The sequence below is a fragment of the Sedimenticola thiotaurini genome (assembly GCF_001007875.1).
GTDB classification, from domain to species: domain Bacteria; phylum Pseudomonadota; class Gammaproteobacteria; order Chromatiales; family Chromatiaceae; genus Sedimenticola; species Sedimenticola thiotaurini.
This window is the reverse complement of record NZ_CP011412.1, coordinates 3,033,822-3,053,157: the sequence shown is the minus strand read 5'-3', so window position 1 is coordinate 3,053,157 and position 19,336 is coordinate 3,033,822. Positions and strand designations below refer to the sequence as shown.

20 protein-coding genes, 1 other RNA gene and 2 riboswitches are annotated in these 19,336 nt (G+C 58.8%); of the genes, 9 read left to right on the top strand and 12 right to left on the bottom strand.

Going from position 1 to position 19,336, the window contains the following annotated elements:
- Positions 1 to 128: 128 nt before the first annotated feature.
- The 9 genes from moaD to gcvT form a co-directional block, all read right to left on the bottom strand.
- Entirely contained in the window at positions 129 to 383 is a 255-nt protein-coding gene (gene moaD, locus AAY24_RS13990) for a molybdopterin converting factor subunit 1 (protein WP_046860220.1), read from the bottom strand.
- A complete protein-coding gene (locus tag AAY24_RS13985) occupies positions 380 to 1,630 on the bottom strand; it encodes a molybdopterin molybdotransferase MoeA (protein ID WP_046860219.1) in 1,251 nt (416 codons plus the stop codon). The genes moaD and AAY24_RS13985 overlap by 4 nt, the downstream gene beginning before the upstream one ends.
- A 36-nt stretch (positions 1,631 to 1,666) precedes the next feature.
- A complete protein-coding gene (moaB, locus tag AAY24_RS13980) occupies positions 1,667 to 2,185 on the bottom strand; it encodes a molybdenum cofactor biosynthesis protein B (RefSeq protein WP_046860218.1) in 519 nt (172 codons plus the stop codon).
- A gap of 114 nt (positions 2,186 to 2,299) precedes the next feature.
- Positions 2,300 to 3,232, bottom strand: coding sequence for a carbohydrate kinase family protein (locus AAY24_RS13975; protein ID WP_046860217.1), 933 nt, complete (start codon positions 3,230 to 3,232; stop codon positions 2,300 to 2,302).
- A 159-nt stretch (positions 3,233 to 3,391) separates the two neighbouring features.
- The gene (locus tag AAY24_RS13970) at positions 3,392 to 3,760 is read right to left on the bottom strand and encodes a diacylglycerol kinase (protein WP_046860216.1); all 369 of its coding nucleotides are present in this window, start codon (positions 3,758 to 3,760) and stop codon (positions 3,392 to 3,394) included.
- Positions 3,761 to 5,215 carry an aminomethyl-transferring glycine dehydrogenase subunit GcvPB gene (gene gcvPB / locus AAY24_RS13965; protein WP_046860215.1) on the bottom strand — a complete coding sequence of 485 codons (1,455 nt, stop codon included), beginning with the start codon at positions 5,213 to 5,215 and terminating at the stop codon, positions 3,761 to 3,763.
- A 17-nt stretch (positions 5,216 to 5,232) separates the two neighbouring features.
- On the bottom strand, positions 5,233 to 6,630 hold the full coding sequence (gene gcvPA, locus AAY24_RS13960) for an aminomethyl-transferring glycine dehydrogenase subunit GcvPA (RefSeq protein WP_046860214.1): 1,398 nt from the start codon (positions 6,628 to 6,630) through the stop codon (positions 5,233 to 5,235).
- Positions 6,631 to 6,646: 16 nt separating this feature from the next.
- Complete coding sequence (gene gcvH / locus AAY24_RS13955; RefSeq protein ID WP_046860213.1) at positions 6,647 to 7,042, bottom strand: glycine cleavage system protein GcvH; 396 nt, start codon at positions 7,040 to 7,042, stop codon at positions 6,647 to 6,649.
- A 99-nt stretch (positions 7,043 to 7,141) separates the two neighbouring features.
- The gene (gcvT, locus tag AAY24_RS13950) at positions 7,142 to 8,233 is read right to left on the bottom strand and encodes a glycine cleavage system aminomethyltransferase GcvT (protein WP_046860212.1); all 1,092 of its coding nucleotides are present in this window, start codon (positions 8,231 to 8,233) and stop codon (positions 7,142 to 7,144) included.
- Positions 8,234 to 8,366: 133 nt separating this feature from the next.
- A riboswitch (glycine riboswitch) is annotated at positions 8,367 to 8,462 on the bottom strand.
- Between the two features lie 15 nt (positions 8,463 to 8,477).
- Positions 8,478 to 8,565: riboswitch (glycine riboswitch) on the bottom strand.
- Positions 8,566 to 8,778: 213 nt separating this feature from the next.
- On the opposite strand from gcvT, the gene AAY24_RS13945 reads away from it, so the two are divergent.
- From AAY24_RS13945 to AAY24_RS13935, 3 genes are all read left to right on the top strand, one after another.
- Complete coding sequence (locus tag AAY24_RS13945; protein WP_046860211.1) at positions 8,779 to 9,795, top strand: Fe(3+) ABC transporter substrate-binding protein; 1,017 nt, start codon at positions 8,779 to 8,781, stop codon at positions 9,793 to 9,795.
- A gap of 128 nt (positions 9,796 to 9,923) precedes the next feature.
- Positions 9,924 to 11,597, top strand: coding sequence for an ABC transporter permease (locus tag AAY24_RS13940; RefSeq protein ID WP_046860210.1), 1,674 nt, complete (start codon positions 9,924 to 9,926; stop codon positions 11,595 to 11,597).
- Complete coding sequence (locus tag AAY24_RS13935) at positions 11,572 to 12,633, top strand: ABC transporter ATP-binding protein (protein WP_046860209.1); 1,062 nt, start codon at positions 11,572 to 11,574, stop codon at positions 12,631 to 12,633. Before AAY24_RS13940 ends, AAY24_RS13935 begins: the two co-directional genes overlap by 26 nt.
- A gap of 9 nt (positions 12,634 to 12,642) precedes the next feature.
- Here AAY24_RS13935 and pepP read toward each other — a convergent pair whose 3' ends face one another.
- Together pepP and AAY24_RS13925 are read right to left on the bottom strand one after the other, a co-directional pair.
- Positions 12,643 to 13,950: a Xaa-Pro aminopeptidase gene (gene pepP, locus AAY24_RS13930; RefSeq protein ID WP_046860208.1), complete on the bottom strand. Its 1,308-nt coding sequence runs from the start codon at positions 13,948 to 13,950 to the stop codon at positions 12,643 to 12,645.
- Positions 13,947 to 14,501: a UPF0149 family protein gene (locus AAY24_RS13925; RefSeq protein WP_046860207.1), complete on the bottom strand. Its 555-nt coding sequence runs from the start codon at positions 14,499 to 14,501 to the stop codon at positions 13,947 to 13,949. Before AAY24_RS13925 ends, pepP begins: the two co-directional genes overlap by 4 nt.
- Before the next feature lie 149 nt (positions 14,502 to 14,650).
- On the opposite strand from AAY24_RS13925, the gene AAY24_RS13920 reads away from it, so the two are divergent.
- From AAY24_RS13920 to AAY24_RS19255, 5 genes are all read left to right on the top strand, one after another.
- Positions 14,651 to 14,881, top strand: coding sequence for a TIGR02449 family protein (locus AAY24_RS13920; RefSeq protein WP_046860206.1), 231 nt, complete (start codon positions 14,651 to 14,653; stop codon positions 14,879 to 14,881).
- 67 nt (positions 14,882 to 14,948) lie between these two features.
- Positions 14,949 to 15,263, top strand: a complete 315-nt coding sequence (locus AAY24_RS13915; RefSeq protein ID WP_046860205.1) for a cell division protein ZapA — start codon at positions 14,949 to 14,951, stop codon at positions 15,261 to 15,263.
- A 29-nt stretch (positions 15,264 to 15,292) separates the two neighbouring features.
- Positions 15,293 to 15,477, top strand: a non-coding RNA gene (gene ssrS / locus AAY24_RS18790) — 6S RNA.
- Between the two features lie 23 nt (positions 15,478 to 15,500).
- A complete protein-coding gene (locus AAY24_RS13910) occupies positions 15,501 to 16,088 on the top strand; it encodes a 5-formyltetrahydrofolate cyclo-ligase (RefSeq protein WP_046860204.1) in 588 nt (195 codons plus the stop codon).
- Between the two features lie 193 nt (positions 16,089 to 16,281).
- Positions 16,282 to 16,728, top strand: a complete 447-nt coding sequence (locus AAY24_RS19255; protein ID WP_046860203.1) for a hypothetical protein — start codon at positions 16,282 to 16,284, stop codon at positions 16,726 to 16,728.
- Positions 16,729 to 16,868: 140 nt separating this feature from the next.
- Here the strand turns inward: AAY24_RS19255 and ilvA are convergent, their stop codons facing one another.
- Complete coding sequence (gene ilvA, locus AAY24_RS13900; protein WP_046860202.1) at positions 16,869 to 18,425, bottom strand: threonine ammonia-lyase, biosynthetic; 1,557 nt, start codon at positions 18,423 to 18,425, stop codon at positions 16,869 to 16,871.
- A gap of 207 nt (positions 18,426 to 18,632) precedes the next feature.
- Between ilvA and rpiA the strand changes: the two genes are divergently transcribed.
- The gene (gene rpiA / locus AAY24_RS13895) at positions 18,633 to 19,286 is read left to right on the top strand and encodes a ribose-5-phosphate isomerase RpiA (protein ID WP_046860201.1); all 654 of its coding nucleotides are present in this window, start codon (positions 18,633 to 18,635) and stop codon (positions 19,284 to 19,286) included.
- Positions 19,287 to 19,336 lie beyond the last annotated feature (50 nt).

Genomic DNA, 19,336 nt, shown 5'->3' with positions numbered 1-19,336 from the left:
GTGTTCTGTGCCCACGCTGTTTACCGGCATCCGCGTGGGCACAACAAGCGTACCCACTCTACGATCCGTCGCTTGTAAGACGGTATGCAGCCCGCGGCTTATCCGCCCTACAGAGTATAGATGCCCGGCTAACCGCCGGTCACGGGCGGGAAAAAGGCCACCTCGTCACCATCTTTTACCGCGGCTTCGAGGTCGCACATCTCCTGGTTCACCGCCACCAGCACGGTCTGATTCTCGGCAAACACATCCTGCCAGACACCGCCGCGGGCCCGCAATTGGTCCACAATTGTAGCGACAGTGGTGGAATCGGATTGCGGATCCAGAGTTTCGGAACCGGTCTGCAGCGCTTCGCGCAAGCGGGCAAAGTAGAGCAGATTGATCATTTGAGTAACTCGCTGAAGGGCAGAAATTGCACCATGTCCCCACGTACCAGGGTCTGCTGTTCCGGCAGTATCGCCAGGCCGTTGGCCCAGGTGAGGGAGTTGAGTACGCCGGAAGAGCGGCTGGAGTAGAGACTCACCTGCGCCTCCCCCTGGGCGTCCAGGTTGAGCTGGGCGCGGGCAAACTCACGCCGCTTTTCGGCTTTCGGCCAGTCAAAATCGGCCCTGGCCAGGATCGGAGTCGGCGTCTGTTCCGCCTCCCGGACACCCTGCCGTTTGAGGATAAAGGGTCGGGCAAACAGGCAAAAAGTGACAAACAGGGAGACCGGATTACCGGGTGTGCCGATGAAAGGGGTGCCCTGGATATGACCAAACGCGAGTGGCTTGCCCGGGCGAATGGCGATTTTCCACAGATCCAGGGAGCCGAGCGCCTCGACGGCCGGTTTCAGGTGATCCTCTTCCCCCACCGAGACCCCACCGGAGGTCATCACCAGATCGGCCTGCCCGGCAGCTCGGGAGAGCGCATCACAAGTCGCCTCGAAGGTATCTTTTACAATCCCCAGGCTGATGATTTCACAACCCAGCGCCTGTAACAGCGCCCGCAGGGTGTACTCGTTGGAGTTGTAGATCTGACCCGGCCCGAGTGGCTGACCGGGGCTGATCAGTTCGTCGCCGGAGGAGAACAGCGCCACCTTCAGGCGTCGGTAGACCGTCAGTTCACTCACGCCTACCGAGGCCGCCAGCCCGATGTGCTGGGCACCCAGACGGGTGCCGGCCTGCAACACCTTCTGGCCGATCCGGGTGTCCTCACCGGCATTGCGGATATTGGCTCCCGGAGCAGCAGATTGACGGATAGTGACCTGATCGCCCTGCTGCTCACACACCTCCTGAATCACCACGGCATCGGCATTAGGAGGCACCGGGGCACCGGTAAAGATGCGCGCCGCCGTACCCGCTGCCAGCGGCTCCGGCGCAGCACCAGCCGGGATACGCTGGGAGACAGGCAGGGTGCAGGGCGTCTCGTTAAGATCCGCCGTGTTCACCGCGTAACCATCCATTGCACTGTTGTCCCAGGGCGGCATATTGATCTGGCTTATCACCGGTTCAGCCAGAACACGGCCATTAGCCTCCGCCAGCGAGACCGTATCGTACTCGGGCACTGCCTGGGCATGGGAGAGCAGCAGGGCCAGCGCCTCTTCCAGCGGTTTCATGCTCGGCTCGGCGACGGAAGAACAACCACAATCACTCATCAGTATCTACTCTCGGGTTCTGTTGCAGGCCTGGTGTCAGGCCCGAAACATCTGGGCAAAATTACACGGCCGGGTACGATGATCCAGTTGCGGATTGAGTATTTTCTCCCAGCCGGTACGGCAGGCACCGGTGGAGCCGGGCAGGCAGAACACCAGGGTCTGATTGGTCAACCCGGCGATCGCCCTGGACTGGATGGCCGAAGCGCCAATCTCCTCCAGGGAGACATGCCGGAACAGTTCGCCGAATCCCTCAATGGACTTCTCCAGCAGCGGCATAACCGCTTCCGGCGTACTGTCACGGCCGGTAATGCCGGTGCCGCCGGTGCTGATAATCACGTGTACATCCGGATCGGCGATCCAGCGCGAGAAGATCGCCCGCATCTGGTAGATATCATCCTTGACGATCGCCTTCTCCACCACGTTGTGGCCGGCAGCCGCAGCGCCCTCCTGGAGCACCTTGCCCGACTTGTCGGTCTCCTCGGTACGGGTATCCGATACGGTCAGCACGGCAATATTCAGGGGCACGAAGCCCGATTCGTCATAATGTCCTGTCATGGTCCATTCTCTGGGTTGTTTGGATCGGGATCAAAGCTGTCACTCAAGCCAATAGATTGGCAGGCCCGTGCTACTAGGGCGCCCGCCGGACACGGCGAATCAAGTCTGCTCCGCTCAGAGGGCGTAACCGAAGACAGTCTTGAAGCGCTCGTTAAACTCATCGCGCTCAAAGCGGTGATTCTGCGGTCCCGCCTCTTCGATTTTGATACCACCCATCAGCGAGGCAACACGCCCCGTGGTCTGCCAATCCATATCGTTCATCAAACCATACAACAGGCCGGCCCGATAAGCATCACCACAACCTGTGGGGTCAACGATGCCGGATACCGGCACTGCCGGGATTTCGTACTGCTTGTCCGCTGTATAGATCAGTGAACCCTGGCCACCACGGGTGATGATAACCGCTTTCACCTGCTGTGCCATCTGCTCGGCGCTCATGCCGGTGCGCTCCACCATCAGCTTGGCTTCGTAGTCGTTGAAGGCCAGCCAGTCCGCCTGCTCCACGAACAGTTTCAGCTCCTCGCCATTGAACATGGGCAGGCCCTGGCCAGGATCGAAAATAAACGGCACACCCTGTTCGACGAACTGCTGAGCGTGCTCGATCATGCCTTGCCGGCCATCCGGGGAGATCAGTCCGAGTGTGGCGCCGATGGTCCCGTCAATCCGGTTGAGGTGGGAAAAGTTCATGGCACCCGGATGGAAAGCGTTGATCTGGTTGTCGTCTTTGTCGGTGGTGATGTAGGCCTGGGCGGTGTAGCTGTCTTCGATCACCTTGATATGGTCCCGGCTGACACCTACTTCGTCCATCCAGCTGGCATAGGCGCCAAAATCGGCACCGACGGTGGCCATCGGCTTACCGTCACCCCCCAGCAGCTTCAGGTTGTAGGCGATATTGCCGGCACAGCCGCCAAATTCACGCCGCAACTCCGGGACCAGGAAGGAAACATTAAGGATATGTACCTGCTCCGGCAAGATGTGGTTCTTGAACTGGTCCGGGAAGACCATAATGGTGTCAAAGGCCATGGAGCCACAAATCAGTGCAGACATTCTATCCTCCGTGGGTATCGATCAGGCCGCGAATTCTACTCTGATCAACAGGGAAATGGATAGAAACTGCCAGCAGAAACCGGGTATGGCATTGACTTAGATCAGATGAAGAAATGTCGGATGCCGAATCTGCACCAAATGAAGGCAGATTTCTGTTCTTCAGCGGTATGGAAACAGAACCAACAGCCAGGTGATGATGGCGATAACAATCGCCAGAAATACCGCCGCCGAACCGATATCCTTGGCCCGCCCCGAGAGTTCGTGCTGCTCGCCACCAAAACGGTCCACCACGGCCTCGATGGCCGAGTTGAACAACTCCGCCAAGGGTACCAGTAACAGGCTGCCCACCAGCAGTGCCCGCTCAACCCCGGTCTGACCCAGATAGAGGGCCAACGGCAGCAGCAGGATCAGCCCGGCCAGTTCCTGGCGGAACGCCGCCTCATGGCGCCAGCAGGCGGCGAATCCCGCCAGGGAGTAGCCACCGGCATTGATAATACGTCGAATGCCGGCGGCCTTCTGGTTGGCCATTCAGTCAGACTCCGACGACCAGGCCAGATCCAGCTCCCGGGCCGCTTTCACATCATCCAGCCGTTTTACCGGCAGACTGTAGGGGGCACCCTTCACCATTTCCGGGTTCTCCTTCGCCTCATCCAGAATCCTGCCCATGGCGTCGATGAAGGCATCCAGCGTCGCCTTGTCCTCGGTCTCGGTCGGCTCGATCAGCAGACACTCCGGCACCAGTAACGGGAAGTAGGTGGTGGGCGCGTGGAAGCCGTAATCCAACAGCCGTTTGGCGAAGTCCATGGTGTTGACGCCCAGCTCCTTGGCCTGCTGCTTCAGGGTAATGATGAACTCATGGGTCGCCCGGCGTTCCGGATAGGCAGCCTGGAAGCCGGCCGCCTGCAGCTGTTTCATCATGTAGTTGGCATTCAGGGTGGAGAACTCGGCCACCCGGGGCATGCCTTCTCGGCCCAGCATGCGGGCATAGATATAGGCCCGCAACAGCACCCCGGCATTACCGGCAAAAGCGGTCAGACGGCCGATGCTCTCGGGACACTCCCGCTCGGTCAGCCAGTGATACTGATCCCCGTCCCAGGTCACCATGGGTACTGGCAGGTAAGGGACCAGTCGTTCACTGACCCCCACCGGCCCGGCCCCCGGTCCGCCACCACCGTGCGGGGTGGAGAAGGTTTTGTGCAGGTTCATATGGATCACATCGAAGCCCATGGTACCGGGCCGCACCTTGCCCAGGATGGCATTCAGATTGGCGCCATCGTAGTAGAGCAGACCGCCCGCATCATGGACGGTTTTGGCAATCGCCTCGATATTACGATCGAACACTCCCAGGGTGGAGGGGTTGGTCAGCATGATCCCGGCAGTCTGGGGCCCGACCACCGCCTGCAGTGCTTCCAGGTCCACGTCACCCGCCGGTCCGGTGGGTATCTCCCGCACCTTGTAACCGCACATCACCGCCGAGGCCGGATTGGTGCCGTGGGCCGCATCCGGCACCAGGATTTCACAACGGGCGCTGTCACCCCGCGCATCGTGGTAGGCACGGATCATGGCCACACCGGCAAACTCGCCCTGTGCACCCGCCGCCGGACTGAGCGATACCGCCTTCATGCCGGTCACTTCCCGCAGCATCTCCTGCAGCTCATAAAGACAGGCCATAAAACCCTGGCTATGGCTCTCCGGCGCCTCCGGGTGGCGTGACTCCAGCCCCGGCAGACTGGCCAGGCTGTTACAGGCCCGCGGGTTGTACTTCATGGTGCAGGAGCCCAGCGGGTAGAAATGGGTGTCGATGGAGAAGTTCTTACGGGACAGACGGGTGTAGTGGCGTACCGCCTGCATCTCGGAAACCTCCGGCAGGGCGGCGGACCGCTTGCGGCGGAACTGTTCAGGCAAGCCGCTCACATCAGCCCGATTGAGGGGCGATTGCGCCGGCGCATAACGTCCGGTCTTGGATTGTTCAAAAATTAACATGCTGCAGATTCTCCCGATTACTCTTTCGGCACCAGACCGCAGGTCACACCACCCTGCAGCTGGATCACCCGGGCCAGTTTTTCCCCATAGGCGGCGATCTCGTCAGCGGTCCGCTTTTCCGTGGCACAGACCAGAATCGCCTCGCCCAGCTCCGGATAGTCGCGGGACAGATCCAGCCCACCCAACAGGTTGTGAGCGGCCAGGGAACGCAGCACACTGGCCGCCGGCGCCGGCAGGGTCACCACCCGCTCATGGAAAGCGGGCCGCTGGAAAAGGGTCTCCACACCCGGTATGGCGGTCAGGGTCTGCTCCAGCTGGCGGGTATTCTCATAACTGGCGGCGGCAGCCCGTTCCAGACCTTCACTACCCAGCAGTGCCATATGGATGGTGGCGGCGGTGACCATCAGCCCCTGGTTGGTGCAGATGTTCGAAGTCGCCTTGGAACGGCGGATATGCTGCTCACGAGCCTGCAGGGTCAGGGTGTAGCCCACCTTGCCATCCAGATCTTCGGTCCGGCCGATAATACGCCCCGGCATCTGCCGCACCTGAGCCTGCTTACAACAGAGGAATCCGAAGTAGGGACCGCCGGAAGAGAGTGGCGCGCCCAGCGGCTGGCCCTCACCACAGCAGATATCGGCACCGGTCTCTCCCCACTCACCGGGCGGGGTCAGCAGCGCCAGACTGAGCGGGTTGACCAGACCGATGGCCAGGGCGCCGTTGGCGTGGGCCCAGTCGGTCAGGGCATCCACCTCTTCCAGCACACCGAAGAAGTTGGGTTGCGGAATCACCAGGGCGGCAAAATCCTCACCTGCATACGGTTCCAGCACGGCCGGATCGGTGTGACCGCCCTGCGGGTCGAAGGGCAACTCCACCAGTTCGATCTGCTGGTTCCTGACGATGTTGTGCACCACCCGGCGATAGGCCGGATGGACGGTGCGCGGCATCAGGATACGTTTCGATTTGGACTTGCGATTGGCCCGCACCGCCATCAGCACCGCTTCGGCCAGCGCCGAGGCGCCGTCATAGAGGGAGGCGTTGGAGACATCCATACCGGTCAACGCCACCATCATGGACTGGTACTCGTACAACAGCTGCAGGGTACCCTGGCTGGCTTCCGCCTGATAGGGGGTGTAGGCGGTATAGAACTCACCCCGGGTGGTGATCTGCCAGACCGCCGCCGGAATATGGTGATCGTACGCACCGGCACCCAGGAAGCAGACTGGTTGACCATCCTGCTGGGCGCGCTGGCTCATCAGCCGGGTGATCTCCATCTCCGACAGCGCGGTGGGGATGGCGTCCAGCTGGGAGAGCCGCAGGCTGGCCGGTATCTCGTCGAACAGGTCGTCGGTACTGGCGGCACCAATGGCGGCCAGCATCTCCTGCACCTCTTCTTCTGTGTGGGGGATAAATGGCATCTCTCTAGGAATCCTCTCAGTGCGCTTCCGCTTCCATTACCTCGGTGTAGGCCTCGGCATCCAGCAGTTCATCCAGTTCTGCCGGGGCAGAGAGTTTGACCTGGAACAGCCAGCCGTCACCGAACGCATCCTGGTTGACCGTCTCCGGGGCATCCGCCAGGGCTTCGTTGATCGCTATCACTTCCCCGGATACCGGACTGTAGACATCCGAAGCCGCCTTCACCGACTCCACCACGGCACACTCACTGCCGGCTTCCAGGGTGGCGCCCAGTTCGGGCAGCTCAACAAAAACCAGATCACCCAGCATCTCCTGGGCATGCTCGGTGATGCCGACAAACACCGTACCGTCCTCTTCGTCCCGCACCCACTCGTGACTCTTGGCGTATTTCAGATCATTGGGTACATTGCTCATTTCTTGGCCCTCGTTATTTGGCTAATCAGGTTGTTAGCGCGAATTATAAAAGTTGAAACATCCGGCGAGCGCTGCCGGCCAGGGTTAGTCTGAATTGCCCTACAGCTCCACCAGCGCCTTGCCGTTGCGCACGAAGGGGGGCCGTACGATTCTGGCCGGTATCCGCTTGCCGCGAATCTCCACTTCACACTGCCCGCTCACTTCAGGCGCCAGCCGTGCCAGGGCGATGGATTTCTCCAGTGTAGGCGCAAATCCGCCGGAAGTGATCTCACCAACCTCCTGGTCGGCAACGAACAGCTTCTGATGATTGCGCAATACGCCACGACCACTCAATACCAGACCGACAAACTGCCGATTGGCCGGATCGTCCCGATGAGCCTCGATGGCTGTACGACCGATAAATGCCCGATCCGCCGGCTCCCAGGCAATGGTCCAGTTCAGACCCGCTTCCAGCGGCGACACGTTTTCGTCCATGTCGGAGCCGTACAGGTTCATACCCGCCTCCAGGCGCAGAGTATCCCGGGCGCCCAGACCACAGGGCTGCACACCGGCATCCGCCAGGGCCTGCCAGAAGGCAACCGCCTGATCCTCCGGCATCACCACCTCAAAGCCGTCCTCACCGGTGTAGCCGGTCCGCCCGACAAACCAGTCATCCGCAGTTGCGGCAAAAAAAGGTTTCAGTCCGGCCGCTGGCTCGCGCAGCGCTTCAGGCAGCAGGGGCAGCGCCTTGTTGCGCGCCTGGGGCCCCTGTACCGCAATCATGGCCAGGTCCCGGCGCGGCGTCACCGTAACGCCAAACTCCGGCGCCTGCCGGTTCAGCCAGGCAACATCCTTCTCAGTGGTGCCGGCATTGACCACCATGCGAAACCAGCTGTCACTCATAAAGTAGACGATGAGGTCGTCGATGACACCGCCCTGCTCGTTCAGCATGCAGCTGTAGAGGGCCTTGCCGGGCTGCTGCAGGCGCGCCACGTCATTGGCCAGCAGGTGGCGCAGAAAATCACGCACCCGGTCACCGGAGAGATCCACCACCGTCATGTGACAGACATCGAACATGCCGGCAACCCGGCGCACGGCATGATGCTCTTCCAGCTGGGAGCCATAGTGCAGCGGCATGTCCCAGCCACCAAACGGGACGATGCGGGCACCCATCTGATTATGGATATCGAAAAGTATGGTTCTGTTTCCCATCGGATTCTCCACCAGTCAAAAACAAGCCGTTGCCGACCGTCCAGGGTCAGCACAGCAAACGGGGCGTCCCTGAACAGAGCCGTTTCCGGCTGTTCCAGGACAAAAAAAAGGGCGGCGCAGGGGATCAATCCTGCGCCGCCCCTCTGTCCTGAACCTGAGAGTTTGAAACCGGACAAACCGGTCCCTGCCCCGTCGGTGGGCCTGACGGCCGCTCTCCAGAGTCAATCCGGAAGAAACAATTTCTCCCCACACCGAGGTCCTTCTGCCTGAGCGATTCCGGACGGTTTGCGCCTTCGGCGTCGGCCTGAGCCGATCTCTCCCGCGGTGTTTTGGACTGAGTGGTCGACTATACCTGCTGAATTCTGCTTTGCCAATAACGACGGTAGCGCCCGCTGCCAACTGCCCAGCGCCGCCAAGGGGAGCGGCGGATGCGTCGCAAACAATAGCCGGCAGTGGAAAGCATGGGGAGATAATAAAGATTGATAATGCGAATGATTCTTAATAGAATACAGATCAAGAACCAACCAACCTGGAGACAGATTCCCATGATTTCCCGTTTCAAGTTCGCCGTTTTCTCTACCGCCATCGCCCTCTGTGGCAATGCCCTGGCGGCGGAAGTGAATGTTTACTCCGCCCGTAAGGAGGCATTGATCAAACCGCTGCTGGATCAGTTCAGCAGTGAAAGCGGCATCCAGGTCAATCTGGTCACCGGTAAGGCCGACGCCCTACTGAAACGGCTGCAGTCGGAGGGGGCAAACTCCCCGGCGGATCTGTTTATCACCACCGATGCCGGCCGGCTGCACCGCGCCAAAGAGGCGGATGTACTGCAACCGATCAACAGTGAAAAGCTTACCAGCGCCATACCTGCTCACTACCGGGACCCGGAAGGCTACTGGCACGGCCTGTCAGTGCGGGCCCGGGTCATCACCTATGTAAAGGACCGGGTTGATCCCAAGCAGCTCTCCAGCTACGAGGCACTGGCGGACGAACAGTGGAAAGGCCGCATCTGCATCCGCGGTTCCGGGAACATCTACAACCAGTCACTGGTGGCCTCCATGATCGCAGCTGACGGTGAGGCCGCCACCCAGCAGTGGGCCGACAGCTTCGTGAAAAACTTTGCCCGCAACCCCAAGGGGGGCGACCGGGATCAGGTCAAGGCGGCTGCGGCCGGCGTCTGTGATCTGGCCATTGTGAACACTTACTATCTGGGTGCCATGATCAACAGCAAGGATGAGAATGAAAAGGCGGCCGCCGCCAAGGTCGCCCTGTTCTGGCCCAACCAGAGCGATCGCGGTGCCCATGTCAACGTCAGTGGCGCCGGTGTAACCCGCTCTGCCCGGAATAAGGCAGCAGCAATCCAGCTATTGGAGTTTCTCACCAGCGAAAAAGCCCAGGGCTGGTACGCCAGCGTCAACCATGAGTATCCGGTACGGCCGGGTGTGGAGTGGTCTGACACCCTGCAACAGTGGGGCAATTTCAAAGGCGATACCCTCAACCTCTCCGAACTGGGCAAAAACAACCCGGCCGCCGTCCGTCTGATGGATCGGGCCGGCTGGAAGTAACCGGACATCCCGGCGGCTGCTATTGCACTATCACGCTGGCAGCCAGAGAATAGGCCCTGCCCTCTCGACGCCATCCTAACGGGTGGCGTCGGGTTTTTTGTCTCAGTCATTCTGGTAGTAATAAACCCTTGGCTTCCAATAACTACAGGAGAACGAGCGCGCCACTGTCCTGGCGACTCGGCATTACGGCTACCGCCCTGCTGCTGGCCATGCCGGTGCTGGTGGTTACCAGTTATGCCCTGATCCCGGCGGGCGAGGTGTGGCAACACCTGGCCAATACCGTGCTGACCGACTATATCAGCAACTCACTGCTGCTGATGCTGGAGGTGACCGTCGGCACCCTGCTGATCGGGGTCTCCACCGCCTGGCTCACCACCATGTGCCGTTTCCCCGGCCGGGGCTTTTTCGAATGGGCACTGCTGCTGCCCATGGCTATGCCGGCCTATATCATCGCCTATACTTACACCGGCATGTTTGATGTGGCCGGTCCGGTACAGTCCACTCTGCGGGACTGGTTCGACCTGCGTTACGGTGACTACTGGTTTCCCGAGATCCGTTCCCTCTGGGGAGCCGGCGGCATGTTGTCCCTGACCCTCTACCCCTATGTCTACCTGCTCTCCCGCGCCGCCTTTCTGGACCAGTCGGTCTGTGTCCTGGAGGTGAGCCGCTCACTGGGCAACGGTCCCTGGCGAACGTTTTTCCGGGTCGCCCTGCCGCTGGCCCGTCCGGCCGTGGTGGCCGGCCTGAGCCTGGCGCTGATGGAGACCCTGGCCGATTACGGCACTGTACAATACTTCGGCATCGGTACATTCACTACCGGCATCTTCCGCACCTGGTTCGGCATGGATGACAGTGCGGCGGCCGCCCAACTCTCCACCGCCCTATTGCTGTTTGTTTTTACCCTGGTACTGCTGGAGCGCTGGTCCCGGCGCAAAATGCGCTACCACCACTCCAGCCAGCGCCACCAATCCCTGCCCGGCTTTGTGCTGCGTGGACGCCAGAAGCTGGGCGCCGTGCTGATCTGTTCCGCCGCGCTCTTCTTCGGTTTCCTGCTACCGGCGGGGCAACTGCTCTGGTGGGCCATCGAGACCCGGGAGATGATCGACGGGGAGTTTTTACGGCTGATACTGCACACCGTGGGACTGGCTGCCGGTACGGCGCTGCTGGCCCTGTTGCTGGCGCTACTGATGGGCTATGGCCGCCGCCTCAGTCCCGACCGGGCTACGGTGGTGGCGGTCCGGGTGGCCGGAATGGGCTATGCGGTTCCCGGTACGGTGATCGCAGTGGGCGTGATGCTGCCGCTGGCTTGGCTGGACAACAGCATCGACAGCTGGTTGCGAGCCCACTTCGACATCTCCAGCGGACTGCTGTTGAGTGGCACCTTAGTGGCGCTGGTACTGGCCTACCTGGTGCGCTTCCTGGCGGTATCATTACAGACTGTGGAAGCGGGACTGGGCAAGATCAAGCAGAGCATTGACGAAAGCGCCCGCACCCTGGGCGCGTCACCGGGCCAGGTGCTGCACCGGGTCCACCTGCCGATGCTGAGGGGGAGCCTGCTCACGGCCTTGCTGTTGGTGTTCGTGGATGTGATGAAGGAGTTACCGGCCACCCTGGTACTGCGCCCCTTCAACTTCAATACCCTGGCGGTGCGGGCGTTTGAACTGGCATCGGACGAACGCCTGCAGGATTCCGCCAGTGCCGCCCTGACCATTGTGCTGGCGGGTATCATCCCGGTCATCCTGTTGAGCCGCTCCATACGTAATTCGAGAGAGAAGCATGACCTATCAACTGGAACTGAATGAGGCATCCATCGGCTTTGGTGCAACCGAAGTGGTCCACCGGGTCAGCCTCAGGCTGCATGAAGGGGACATCGGTTGCCTGCTGGGTCCCAGCGGCTGTGGCAAAACCACCCTGCTGCGGGCCATTGCGGGATTTGAGCCACTGCGCGACGGCAGCGTCGCCCTGCATGGCAAAGTGGTCTGCGACACCCGGCACATGGTCGCGCCGGAACGGCGCCGGGTCGGCATGGTATTTCAGGACTTCGCCCTGTTTCCCCATCTGACGGTGGCTGAAAATATCGGCTTCGGCCTGCGTGGACAGGGCGTCCGGGCGAGGCAGACGCGGATCGCGGAACTGCTGGACCTGGTCGGCCTGGCCGATCTGGCCAGCCAGCACCCGCACCAGTTATCTGGCGGGCAGCAGCAACGTATTGCCTTGGCCCGGGCCATGGCACCCAGACCGACGGTACTGCTGTTGGATGAACCCTTTTCTGCCCTGGATCCCGAGTTACGGGGTCAACTGGCCAGCGAGGTAAGGGCGCTGTTGAAACAGGATGGAGTTACCGCCATCCTGGTAACCCACGACCAGACCGAGGCGTTCACCATGGCGGATCGGATCGGTGTCATGAACCGGGGTGAACTGCACCAGTGGGACACTGGTTACAACCTCTATCACCATCCGGCCACCACCTTTGTGGCGGATTTTGTCGGGCGGGGCGCCCTGTTTGACATCACCGTGAACGACAGAAACAGCATCAACACCCCGTTTGGACGCCTGAGCGGCAAACTGCCCGAGGGGATCGCCCCCGGTACCACCCTGCAGTTGCTGGTACGGCCCGACGATATTCACCTGACCACCAAACAGGAGGGTATCCGGGCACGCATCGACGAGCGGCTGTTCCAGGGGGCAGCCTACCTCTACACATTGCAGCTGGAGAGCGGCGACCGGTTCCAGTGTCTCGCCCCCAGCCATCAGCAGCACAGTGTCGGGGATAGTGTCGCCCTGAAACTGGATATCCAGGACCTGGTACTGTTTACGGCTGACGGCGAGGCGCTCTGAACAGGCAATTCAACGCGCCATCAGGGCCTCGATCTCCTCCACCGACTTGGGCACATCCTTGGAGAGGATGTCGTGCCCATCCTTGGTGACCAGCACGTCATCCTCGATGCGGATACCGATGTCCCACCACTTCCTGGCCACGCCTTTGGATCCAGCCGGAATGTAGAGTCCCGGCTCCACCGTCAACACCATGCCCGGCTCCAGTTGGCGCCACTTGCCATCGATTTTGTAATCCCCCACATCATGCACATCCATACCCAGCCAGTGGCCGGCCCGGTGCATGTAAAAGGGCTTGTAGGCTTCATTCTTTATCAGGGTGGAGACACGCCCCTTGAGTATGCCCAGTTCCACCAGTCCCTTGGTAATCACTTTCACCACGGCATCATTGGGATCATTCCAGTGATTACCCGGGCGAACCTGCTCGATGGCGGCGGCCTGGGATTTCAGTACCAGTTCATAGAGCGCACGCTGTTCCGGTGAAAACCGGCCGTTGACCGGGAAGGTGCGGGTAATATCAGAGGCGTAATAGTCGTACTCGCAACCGGCATCGATCAGCAGCAGGTCACCCGATTTCAACTCGGCGGAGTTCTCCACGTAGTGCAGAATACAACCGTTGGCACCACCGCCCACGATGGGCGTGTAGGCCTGAAAGCGACCACCATGCCGGGCACACTCGTGCACCAGTTCCGCCTCCACCTGCCACTCCATCAGCCCGGGTCGGCAATACTGCATGGCGCGTTTGTGTGCCTTGGCCGAAATCTTGGCCGCTGTACGCATGGTCTTGATCTCGGAACGGCTCTTATAGAGGCGCATATCGTGCAGATAGTGGTCCAGCGCCACAAACTCGATCGGGCCGGGCACGCCGGCACGTCCCTGGCGCCGGATGGCACTGATCCACTCCGACATCTGCTTGTCCAGCTCATGGTTGCAACCCATGGCGTAGAAGACCCGCTCACTCTGTTCGATCATCCGTGGCAGGATGTCGTTCAGATCTCCGATGGGGAAGGAGTCATCGGCGCCATAGAGTTCACAGGCACCCTCCTGCCCGGCCCGACGGCCGTTCCAGGTCTCCTTCTCCAGATCCCGTTCCCGGCAAAACAGAACGTACTCGGCCTGCTTGCGTCCGGGAATCAGTACAGCCACCGCTTCCGGCTCCGGGAAGCCGGTCAGATAGTAGAAATCACTGTCCGGTCGATAGGGGTAATCGGCATCCCGATTACGGATTGCCACCGGGGCGGCGGGCAGTATGGCGATACTCCCCGGTCCCATCATGCGCATTAACTGGCTGCGCCGCCGTTTAAACTCAGCGCGGGTCATGAACGTTCAGTCTCATCAGCTACCATCTCCCCGTGGACCAGCATTGCGGCCACCCAGATAAATTCTGTCACTTCCATCAACGCCTCTTCATCTTCTTCACCACTCTCCAACTGATCCAGGTCCATGCGGGTGATCTCGCTCAGAGAAGTCAACGCTTCCTGAGTCTCGCTGGAAAACTGATGACCCGCCGTCAAACCTGCCACACCGACACCATAGAGAAAGCCCTGACACCAGTCCGCCACCGCCTGGGCACGCAACTTGAGCGGCTTCTCATCATCCGGCAGAAATGGAGTGAAACCCAAGCCGGGACCCTGCACTGCAGCAACCGTTTCATCATGCAGTACACCGAGTGACGTGGCACACTCACGCACCAGCAGGTCGGTCGACTGCTCCTCATTAAACAACTCACTAAACCAACGTGCCCGGGCATCCTCCCGACCACTGCAGATCAGTCCGCATAAAATGCCATGCACCTCCGCACCACTGCTCTCAATATCGGCCGACGCCATCTGCCGCTCGACACGCTCATAATCTAAACTGCTTTCAGTCATCGGAAACCTGCCTCACGGAATCTTGACACATCGAAATATCAGAACAACGTCACCCGCCACGGAATATCTCATTCCATATCCTGTTAATCATTGTATCATGCCAGTGGATAACGTTGACCGACACGATGGCTCACTCTATATTGGACCCTATGAACGCGAACGACCCCAACTCCACCACAGAACTGGACCTGAAGCGGCTTGAATCCCAGGTGGATCAACTGATCCAGACTGTCGAGCGACTGCGCCAGGAGAACAGCAGTCTGCGCGGTAAGCAGCAGGAGTTGATGTCGGAGAGGGCAGAACTGATCGAGAAGACCGAACTGGCCAGAAGCCGGGTCGAGGCCATGATCTCCCGATTGCGGGCCATCGAAACCGGTTGACCGGGATTCAGGCAGCGCCGCACTTCCTATCCGAAACTACAAAACCTGTAAACACTGGGTACAAATCGTGACCGAAAACAGCATCCCCGTTATTGTGCGCATACTGGACAAGGAGTATCGAGTCGCCTGCCAGCCAAGCGAGGAGGAGAGCCTCAGATCCGCTGCACGCCTGGTGGATCAGAAAATGCGCGAAATTCGCTCCAGTGGCAAAGTATTGGGAACCGACCGGATCGCAGTCATGGCATCGCTCAATTTGGCCCATGAACTGCTGGAAAGGCAGCAGGCAAAAGAGGAGATCAACACCGGGGTTAACGAGCGCCTGCGCAATATGCAGCAAAAAATCGACGCCGTTCTTAGTAAAGAAAATCAGCTGGATCTTTAAACCCAATCGGGTTAGCCTGTTTACACAGGTATCCCCTGCAGTGTTTGTAAGCGAATCGGGTATTTTCTTGAGCCTATTCATTACCCCGGGGACTTAATAGGAGTGCCATTGTGCATGTCCGCCCCCGAGCGGAAAGCCTTAAGCCTCCTTGTCGTCCCCACTTGAACCTACTGGTTCAAGAACGATGATTTGCTACGGCACAGGTGGGGGGTACCTTATTTCATTCCCGCACAGTGTATGCAGAACCTCAAACAGATTCGCCGAACTATCCGCGCCAGACGCCGCACTCTCTCCAGCCGGGAGCAGCGCAGGCACAGCCGATCGGCAGCCAGATATTTCGTCAGAAACATTCATCTGGTTCGCTCCCGGCGGATCGCACTCTACCTGGCGTCCGACGGCGAACTGAATCCTCAGCCGCTGGCCGAGCGGTTGCTAAAACTCAACAAACAACTCTACCTGCCGGTGCTCCGACCCGGTTCATATAATGCCCTCTGGTTTGCAGAGTTCCGCCCCGGCGATTCCCTGCACCCCAATCGGTTCGGCATTGCCGAACCGGACACCCGACACAGAAAACCGGTGCCACCCTGGAGTCTGGATCTGATCATCATGCCGTTGGTGGCATTCAGCAATGACGGCACCCGTATGGGTATGGGTGGCGGTTATTATGATCGAACACTGGCTTATCAGCGTAGGCACAAAGGGTGGGTACGCCCCACCTTAATAGGTTATGCACACGATTTTCAACGGGTAAAAAAACTCAAGCGACAGACTTGGGATGTCCCGTTGCACGGTATTATTACCGAGCAGGGCTACCAGGCGTTTTGAAGCTATAGATAAACCGCTTCTAAAAAACCGCACTGCAACAAACAGCAGCAGCGTTTACCCACCATCCTTTATCAATGAACACCCCTACTGAACAGCCCAAAAAACTCCAAAATATCCGTGATTTACTAGCTTTTTCTGAATACTTTATTATACTCAAAACAGACTTTTGCATTCTGATCGCGGAGGGAGCGTAATGGCCGTCAAAAAAGCCAGCAAAAAGAAGGCTGCAAAAAAGAAGAGCGCAGCTGCAAAAAAAACCACCAGCAAAAAGGCTGTTACCCCCAAAAAGAGCATCAGCAAAAAGAAAGCAGTGACAAAGAAGAAAGCCGTCGCTAAAAAGAAGGTTGCCAAGAAAAAAGTAACCAAGAAGAAGAGCGCGGCCAAAAAGAAAGTCGTAAAGAAAAAAGTAGCGAAGAAGAAAGCCGCCGCAAAAAAGAAGGTGGTGAAGAAAAAGGTATCGAAGAAAAAAACGGCCGCTAAAAAGAAAGTTACCAAGAAAAAAGCGGCTCCAAAACAGAAGATTGCTAAAAAGAGCGCCTCTAAGAAAAAAGCCACCGCCAAAAAGAAAGTTACCAAGAAGAAGGCGGCCCTTCGTCCCAGAAAGGTCCGGCCCCGTAAAAAGGCCACCACAAAGCGTTAAATCGTTATCCAATAAAAAAGGCCCTGAAGCAGGGTCTTTTTTATCCGGGGAGCGGGTATCCGGTTACTTAACTTAAACCGGCAGGGCTGAACCGGAACAGACCACCGGACTATCCGACCGCGTCGCTGACTGCTGCCGTCTCAACCGTGATAGGCCTTCTCCACCGCATCCGAACATTCACCCCCGCAGGCGAACAGCCGATAGGCCGGGTTATCTGTCTCCTCGGCCCAGGGATAACCGAGTTCTTTCAGAAATGCCTGAAAATCACGCTTGTCACCATGGGCAATCTGCACCCCCATCAAAACCCGCCCATAAGCCGCCCCGTGATTGCGGTAGTGGAAAAGAGAGATATTCCAACGCTGCCCCATGCCGGTCAAAAAATTGAGCAACGCACCGGGACGCTCCGGGAACTCGAAGCGAAACAGGGATTCACTATTGACGCCCGGTGAATGGCCGCCAACCATGTAACGGATATGCAGCTTAGCGGTCTCGTTGTCGGTGAGATCCACCACCCGGTAACCCTTCTCAGTGAGTTGTTGCAGCACTTGCTCCCGTTCCGCGCCACCACCCGCCAATTCAATACCTACAAATACATGGGCCTGTGCCGAATTGGCATAACGGTAATTAAACTCGGTAACACTACGCTTGCCGATAGCACGGCAAAACCGAAGGAAACTGCCCGGCTGTTCCGGTATCTCCACCGCCAGCAGGACCTCCCACTGCTCGCCCAGTTCAGCCCGCTCCGCGACGTGGCGCAGACGATCAAAATTGATATTGGCGCCACTCTCAATAGCTATCAGGCTTTGCTCTTCCAGGTTTTCCCGGGCCACATACTTCTTTAACCCGGCAACCGCCAACGCCCCGGCCGGCTCAGCCACTGTCCGTGTATCATCGAACAGGTCCTTTATGGCCGCGCAGATTTCATCAGTAGACACCAGCAGCACCTCATCCACCAGCGCCCTCGCCAACCGAAAAGTCTCTTTGCCAATCTGCTTAACCGCCACACCGTCGGCAAAAATACCCACCTGCTGAAGGGTCACCCGACGCTTCTTCTGCAACGCGGTGTATAGAGTAGGAGCATCCTCCGGCTCCACACCGATCACTTTCACCTGGGGATAGACATATTTCACGTAGGCGGCAATGCCACTGATCAGGCCGCCACCACCGACCGGCACAAAGATGGCGTGAGGTGGACCAGCGTGCTGTCGCAACAGTTCCATGGCGATAGTTCCCTGGCCGGCAATCACCTCCGGATCATCGAAGGGATGGACAAAGGTCATACCCTTCTGCGCAGCCAGTTGCAGGGCATGCTCACAGGCTTCGTCATAGGAATCACCCCATAAAACCGTTTTCGCCCCATGCGCTTTAACCGCCTGGATTTTAATCAGTGGCGTGGTTTTTGGCATTACGATCAGCGCCTTGATACCCAGGTGCTTTGCCGAGAGCGCAACACCCTGGGCATGATTTCCGGCCGATGCAGCAATCACACCCCCGGCTTTTTCCCTCTCCGAAAGACCCCGTATCCGGTTATAAGCGCCGCGCAGCTTAAATGAAAAAACCGGCTGCAGATCCTCCCGCTTCAGGAGCACCACATTATTCAACCGCTCAGACAATCCAACCGCCTGATCCAGGGGTGTCTCCCGAACAATGTCATATATCTGTGCCCGAAGGATTCGCTCGATGTAACTCTGGGGCATACTCTGTCCTGTGTTTTCCCGACGGTAATGGAGCTAAGCAATCAACCTTACAGCGGATAGCTCCATCAATATATCAAACTTGCTTATACCCAAGCACAGAAATCCTTCTGCGATAAAGGACAGCATCATGGTACAAAGAACGAATTTTGTGATAAAACACCCGGCCATAGTAATTACCAGTCGGCTACGTGGAATTGAGGAGCGGTAATGAACCAAGACGAACTGAAACGGATGGCGGCGGCAGAGGCTGTCAAACAGGTCAAGGGCGGCATCATTGGGGTTGGAACCGGCTCCACGGTTAACCACTTTATCGATCTACTGGCGGAGATAAAACAGACCATAGACGGCGCAGTATCCAGTTCAGAGGCATCCACTGAACGCCTGAAAGGACACGGCATCCCGGTACTTGACCTGAACGCTACCGGCGAACTGGAACTCTACATCGATGGCGCCGATGAATCGACCCGACATCTGCACCTGATCAAGGGTGGGGGTGGCGCACTGACCCGGGAAAAGATCGTCGCCGGCGCCAGTAAAAGGTTCATCTGTATCGCCGACGAGAGCAAACTGGTGGATGTGCTGGGCGAGTTCCCCCTACCGGTGGAGGTGATCCCCATGGCCCGCAGCCACGTTGCCCGACAGTTGGTGAAACTGGGCGGTACCCCGGTGTGGCGGGACGGCTTTATCACCGACAACGGCAATATCATCCTGGACGTGCACAACCTGCGCATTATGGATCCGGTCAAAATGGAGCAGGAGATCAACAACATCGCCGGCGTGGTAACTACCGGCATCTTCGCCCTGCGACCGGCCGATCTGCTGATCCTAGGATCCCCGGAAGGGGTCAAGGTGATCGAGTAGACACCTCAGACGGATGGTATCCGTCGACTGATGCGGCTCCTACTAAACAT

Excerpts from the sequence above, each read along its gene's own strand:
- AAY24_RS13945 (WP_046860211.1), top strand. The coding sequence starts at position 8,779 with ATGATTTCCCGTTTCAAGTTCGCCGTTTTCTCTACCGCCATCGCCCTC.
- gcvPA (WP_046860214.1), bottom strand. The coding sequence starts at position 6,630 with ATGCCATTTATCCCCCACACAGAAGAAGAGGTGCAGGAGATGCTGGCC.
- AAY24_RS13925 (WP_046860207.1), bottom strand. The coding sequence starts at position 14,501 with ATGACTGAAAGCAGTTTAGATTATGAGCGTGTCGAGCGGCAGATGGCG.
- rpiA (WP_046860201.1), top strand. The coding sequence starts at position 18,633 with ATGAACCAAGACGAACTGAAACGGATGGCGGCGGCAGAGGCTGTCAAA.
- pepP (WP_046860208.1), bottom strand. The coding sequence starts at position 13,950 with ATGACCCGCGCTGAGTTTAAACGGCGGCGCAGCCAGTTAATGCGCATG.
- AAY24_RS13910 (WP_046860204.1), top strand. The coding sequence starts at position 15,501 with ATGCAGAACCTCAAACAGATTCGCCGAACTATCCGCGCCAGACGCCGC.
- moaB (WP_046860218.1), bottom strand. The coding sequence starts at position 2,185 with ATGACAGGACATTATGACGAATCGGGCTTCGTGCCCCTGAATATTGCC.
- AAY24_RS13975 (WP_046860217.1), bottom strand. The coding sequence starts at position 3,232 with ATGTCTGCACTGATTTGTGGCTCCATGGCCTTTGACACCATTATGGTC.
- AAY24_RS13985 (WP_046860219.1), bottom strand. The coding sequence starts at position 1,630 with ATGAGTGATTGTGGTTGTTCTTCCGTCGCCGAGCCGAGCATGAAACCG.
- ilvA (WP_046860202.1), bottom strand. The coding sequence starts at position 18,425 with ATGCCCCAGAGTTACATCGAGCGAATCCTTCGGGCACAGATATATGAC.
- AAY24_RS13970 (WP_046860216.1), bottom strand. The coding sequence starts at position 3,760 with ATGGCCAACCAGAAGGCCGCCGGCATTCGACGTATTATCAATGCCGGT.
- gcvPB (WP_046860215.1), bottom strand. The coding sequence starts at position 5,215 with ATGTTAATTTTTGAACAATCCAAGACCGGACGTTATGCGCCGGCGCAA.
- AAY24_RS19255 (WP_046860203.1), top strand. The coding sequence starts at position 16,282 with ATGGCCGTCAAAAAAGCCAGCAAAAAGAAGGCTGCAAAAAAGAAGAGC.
- AAY24_RS13920 (WP_046860206.1), top strand. The coding sequence starts at position 14,651 with ATGAACGCGAACGACCCCAACTCCACCACAGAACTGGACCTGAAGCGG.
- gcvT (WP_046860212.1), bottom strand. The coding sequence starts at position 8,233 with ATGGGAAACAGAACCATACTTTTCGATATCCATAATCAGATGGGTGCC.
- moaD (WP_046860220.1), bottom strand. The coding sequence starts at position 383 with ATGATCAATCTGCTCTACTTTGCCCGCTTGCGCGAAGCGCTGCAGACC.
- AAY24_RS13935 (WP_046860209.1), top strand. The coding sequence starts at position 11,572 with ATGACCTATCAACTGGAACTGAATGAGGCATCCATCGGCTTTGGTGCA.
- gcvH (WP_046860213.1), bottom strand. The coding sequence starts at position 7,042 with ATGAGCAATGTACCCAATGATCTGAAATACGCCAAGAGTCACGAGTGG.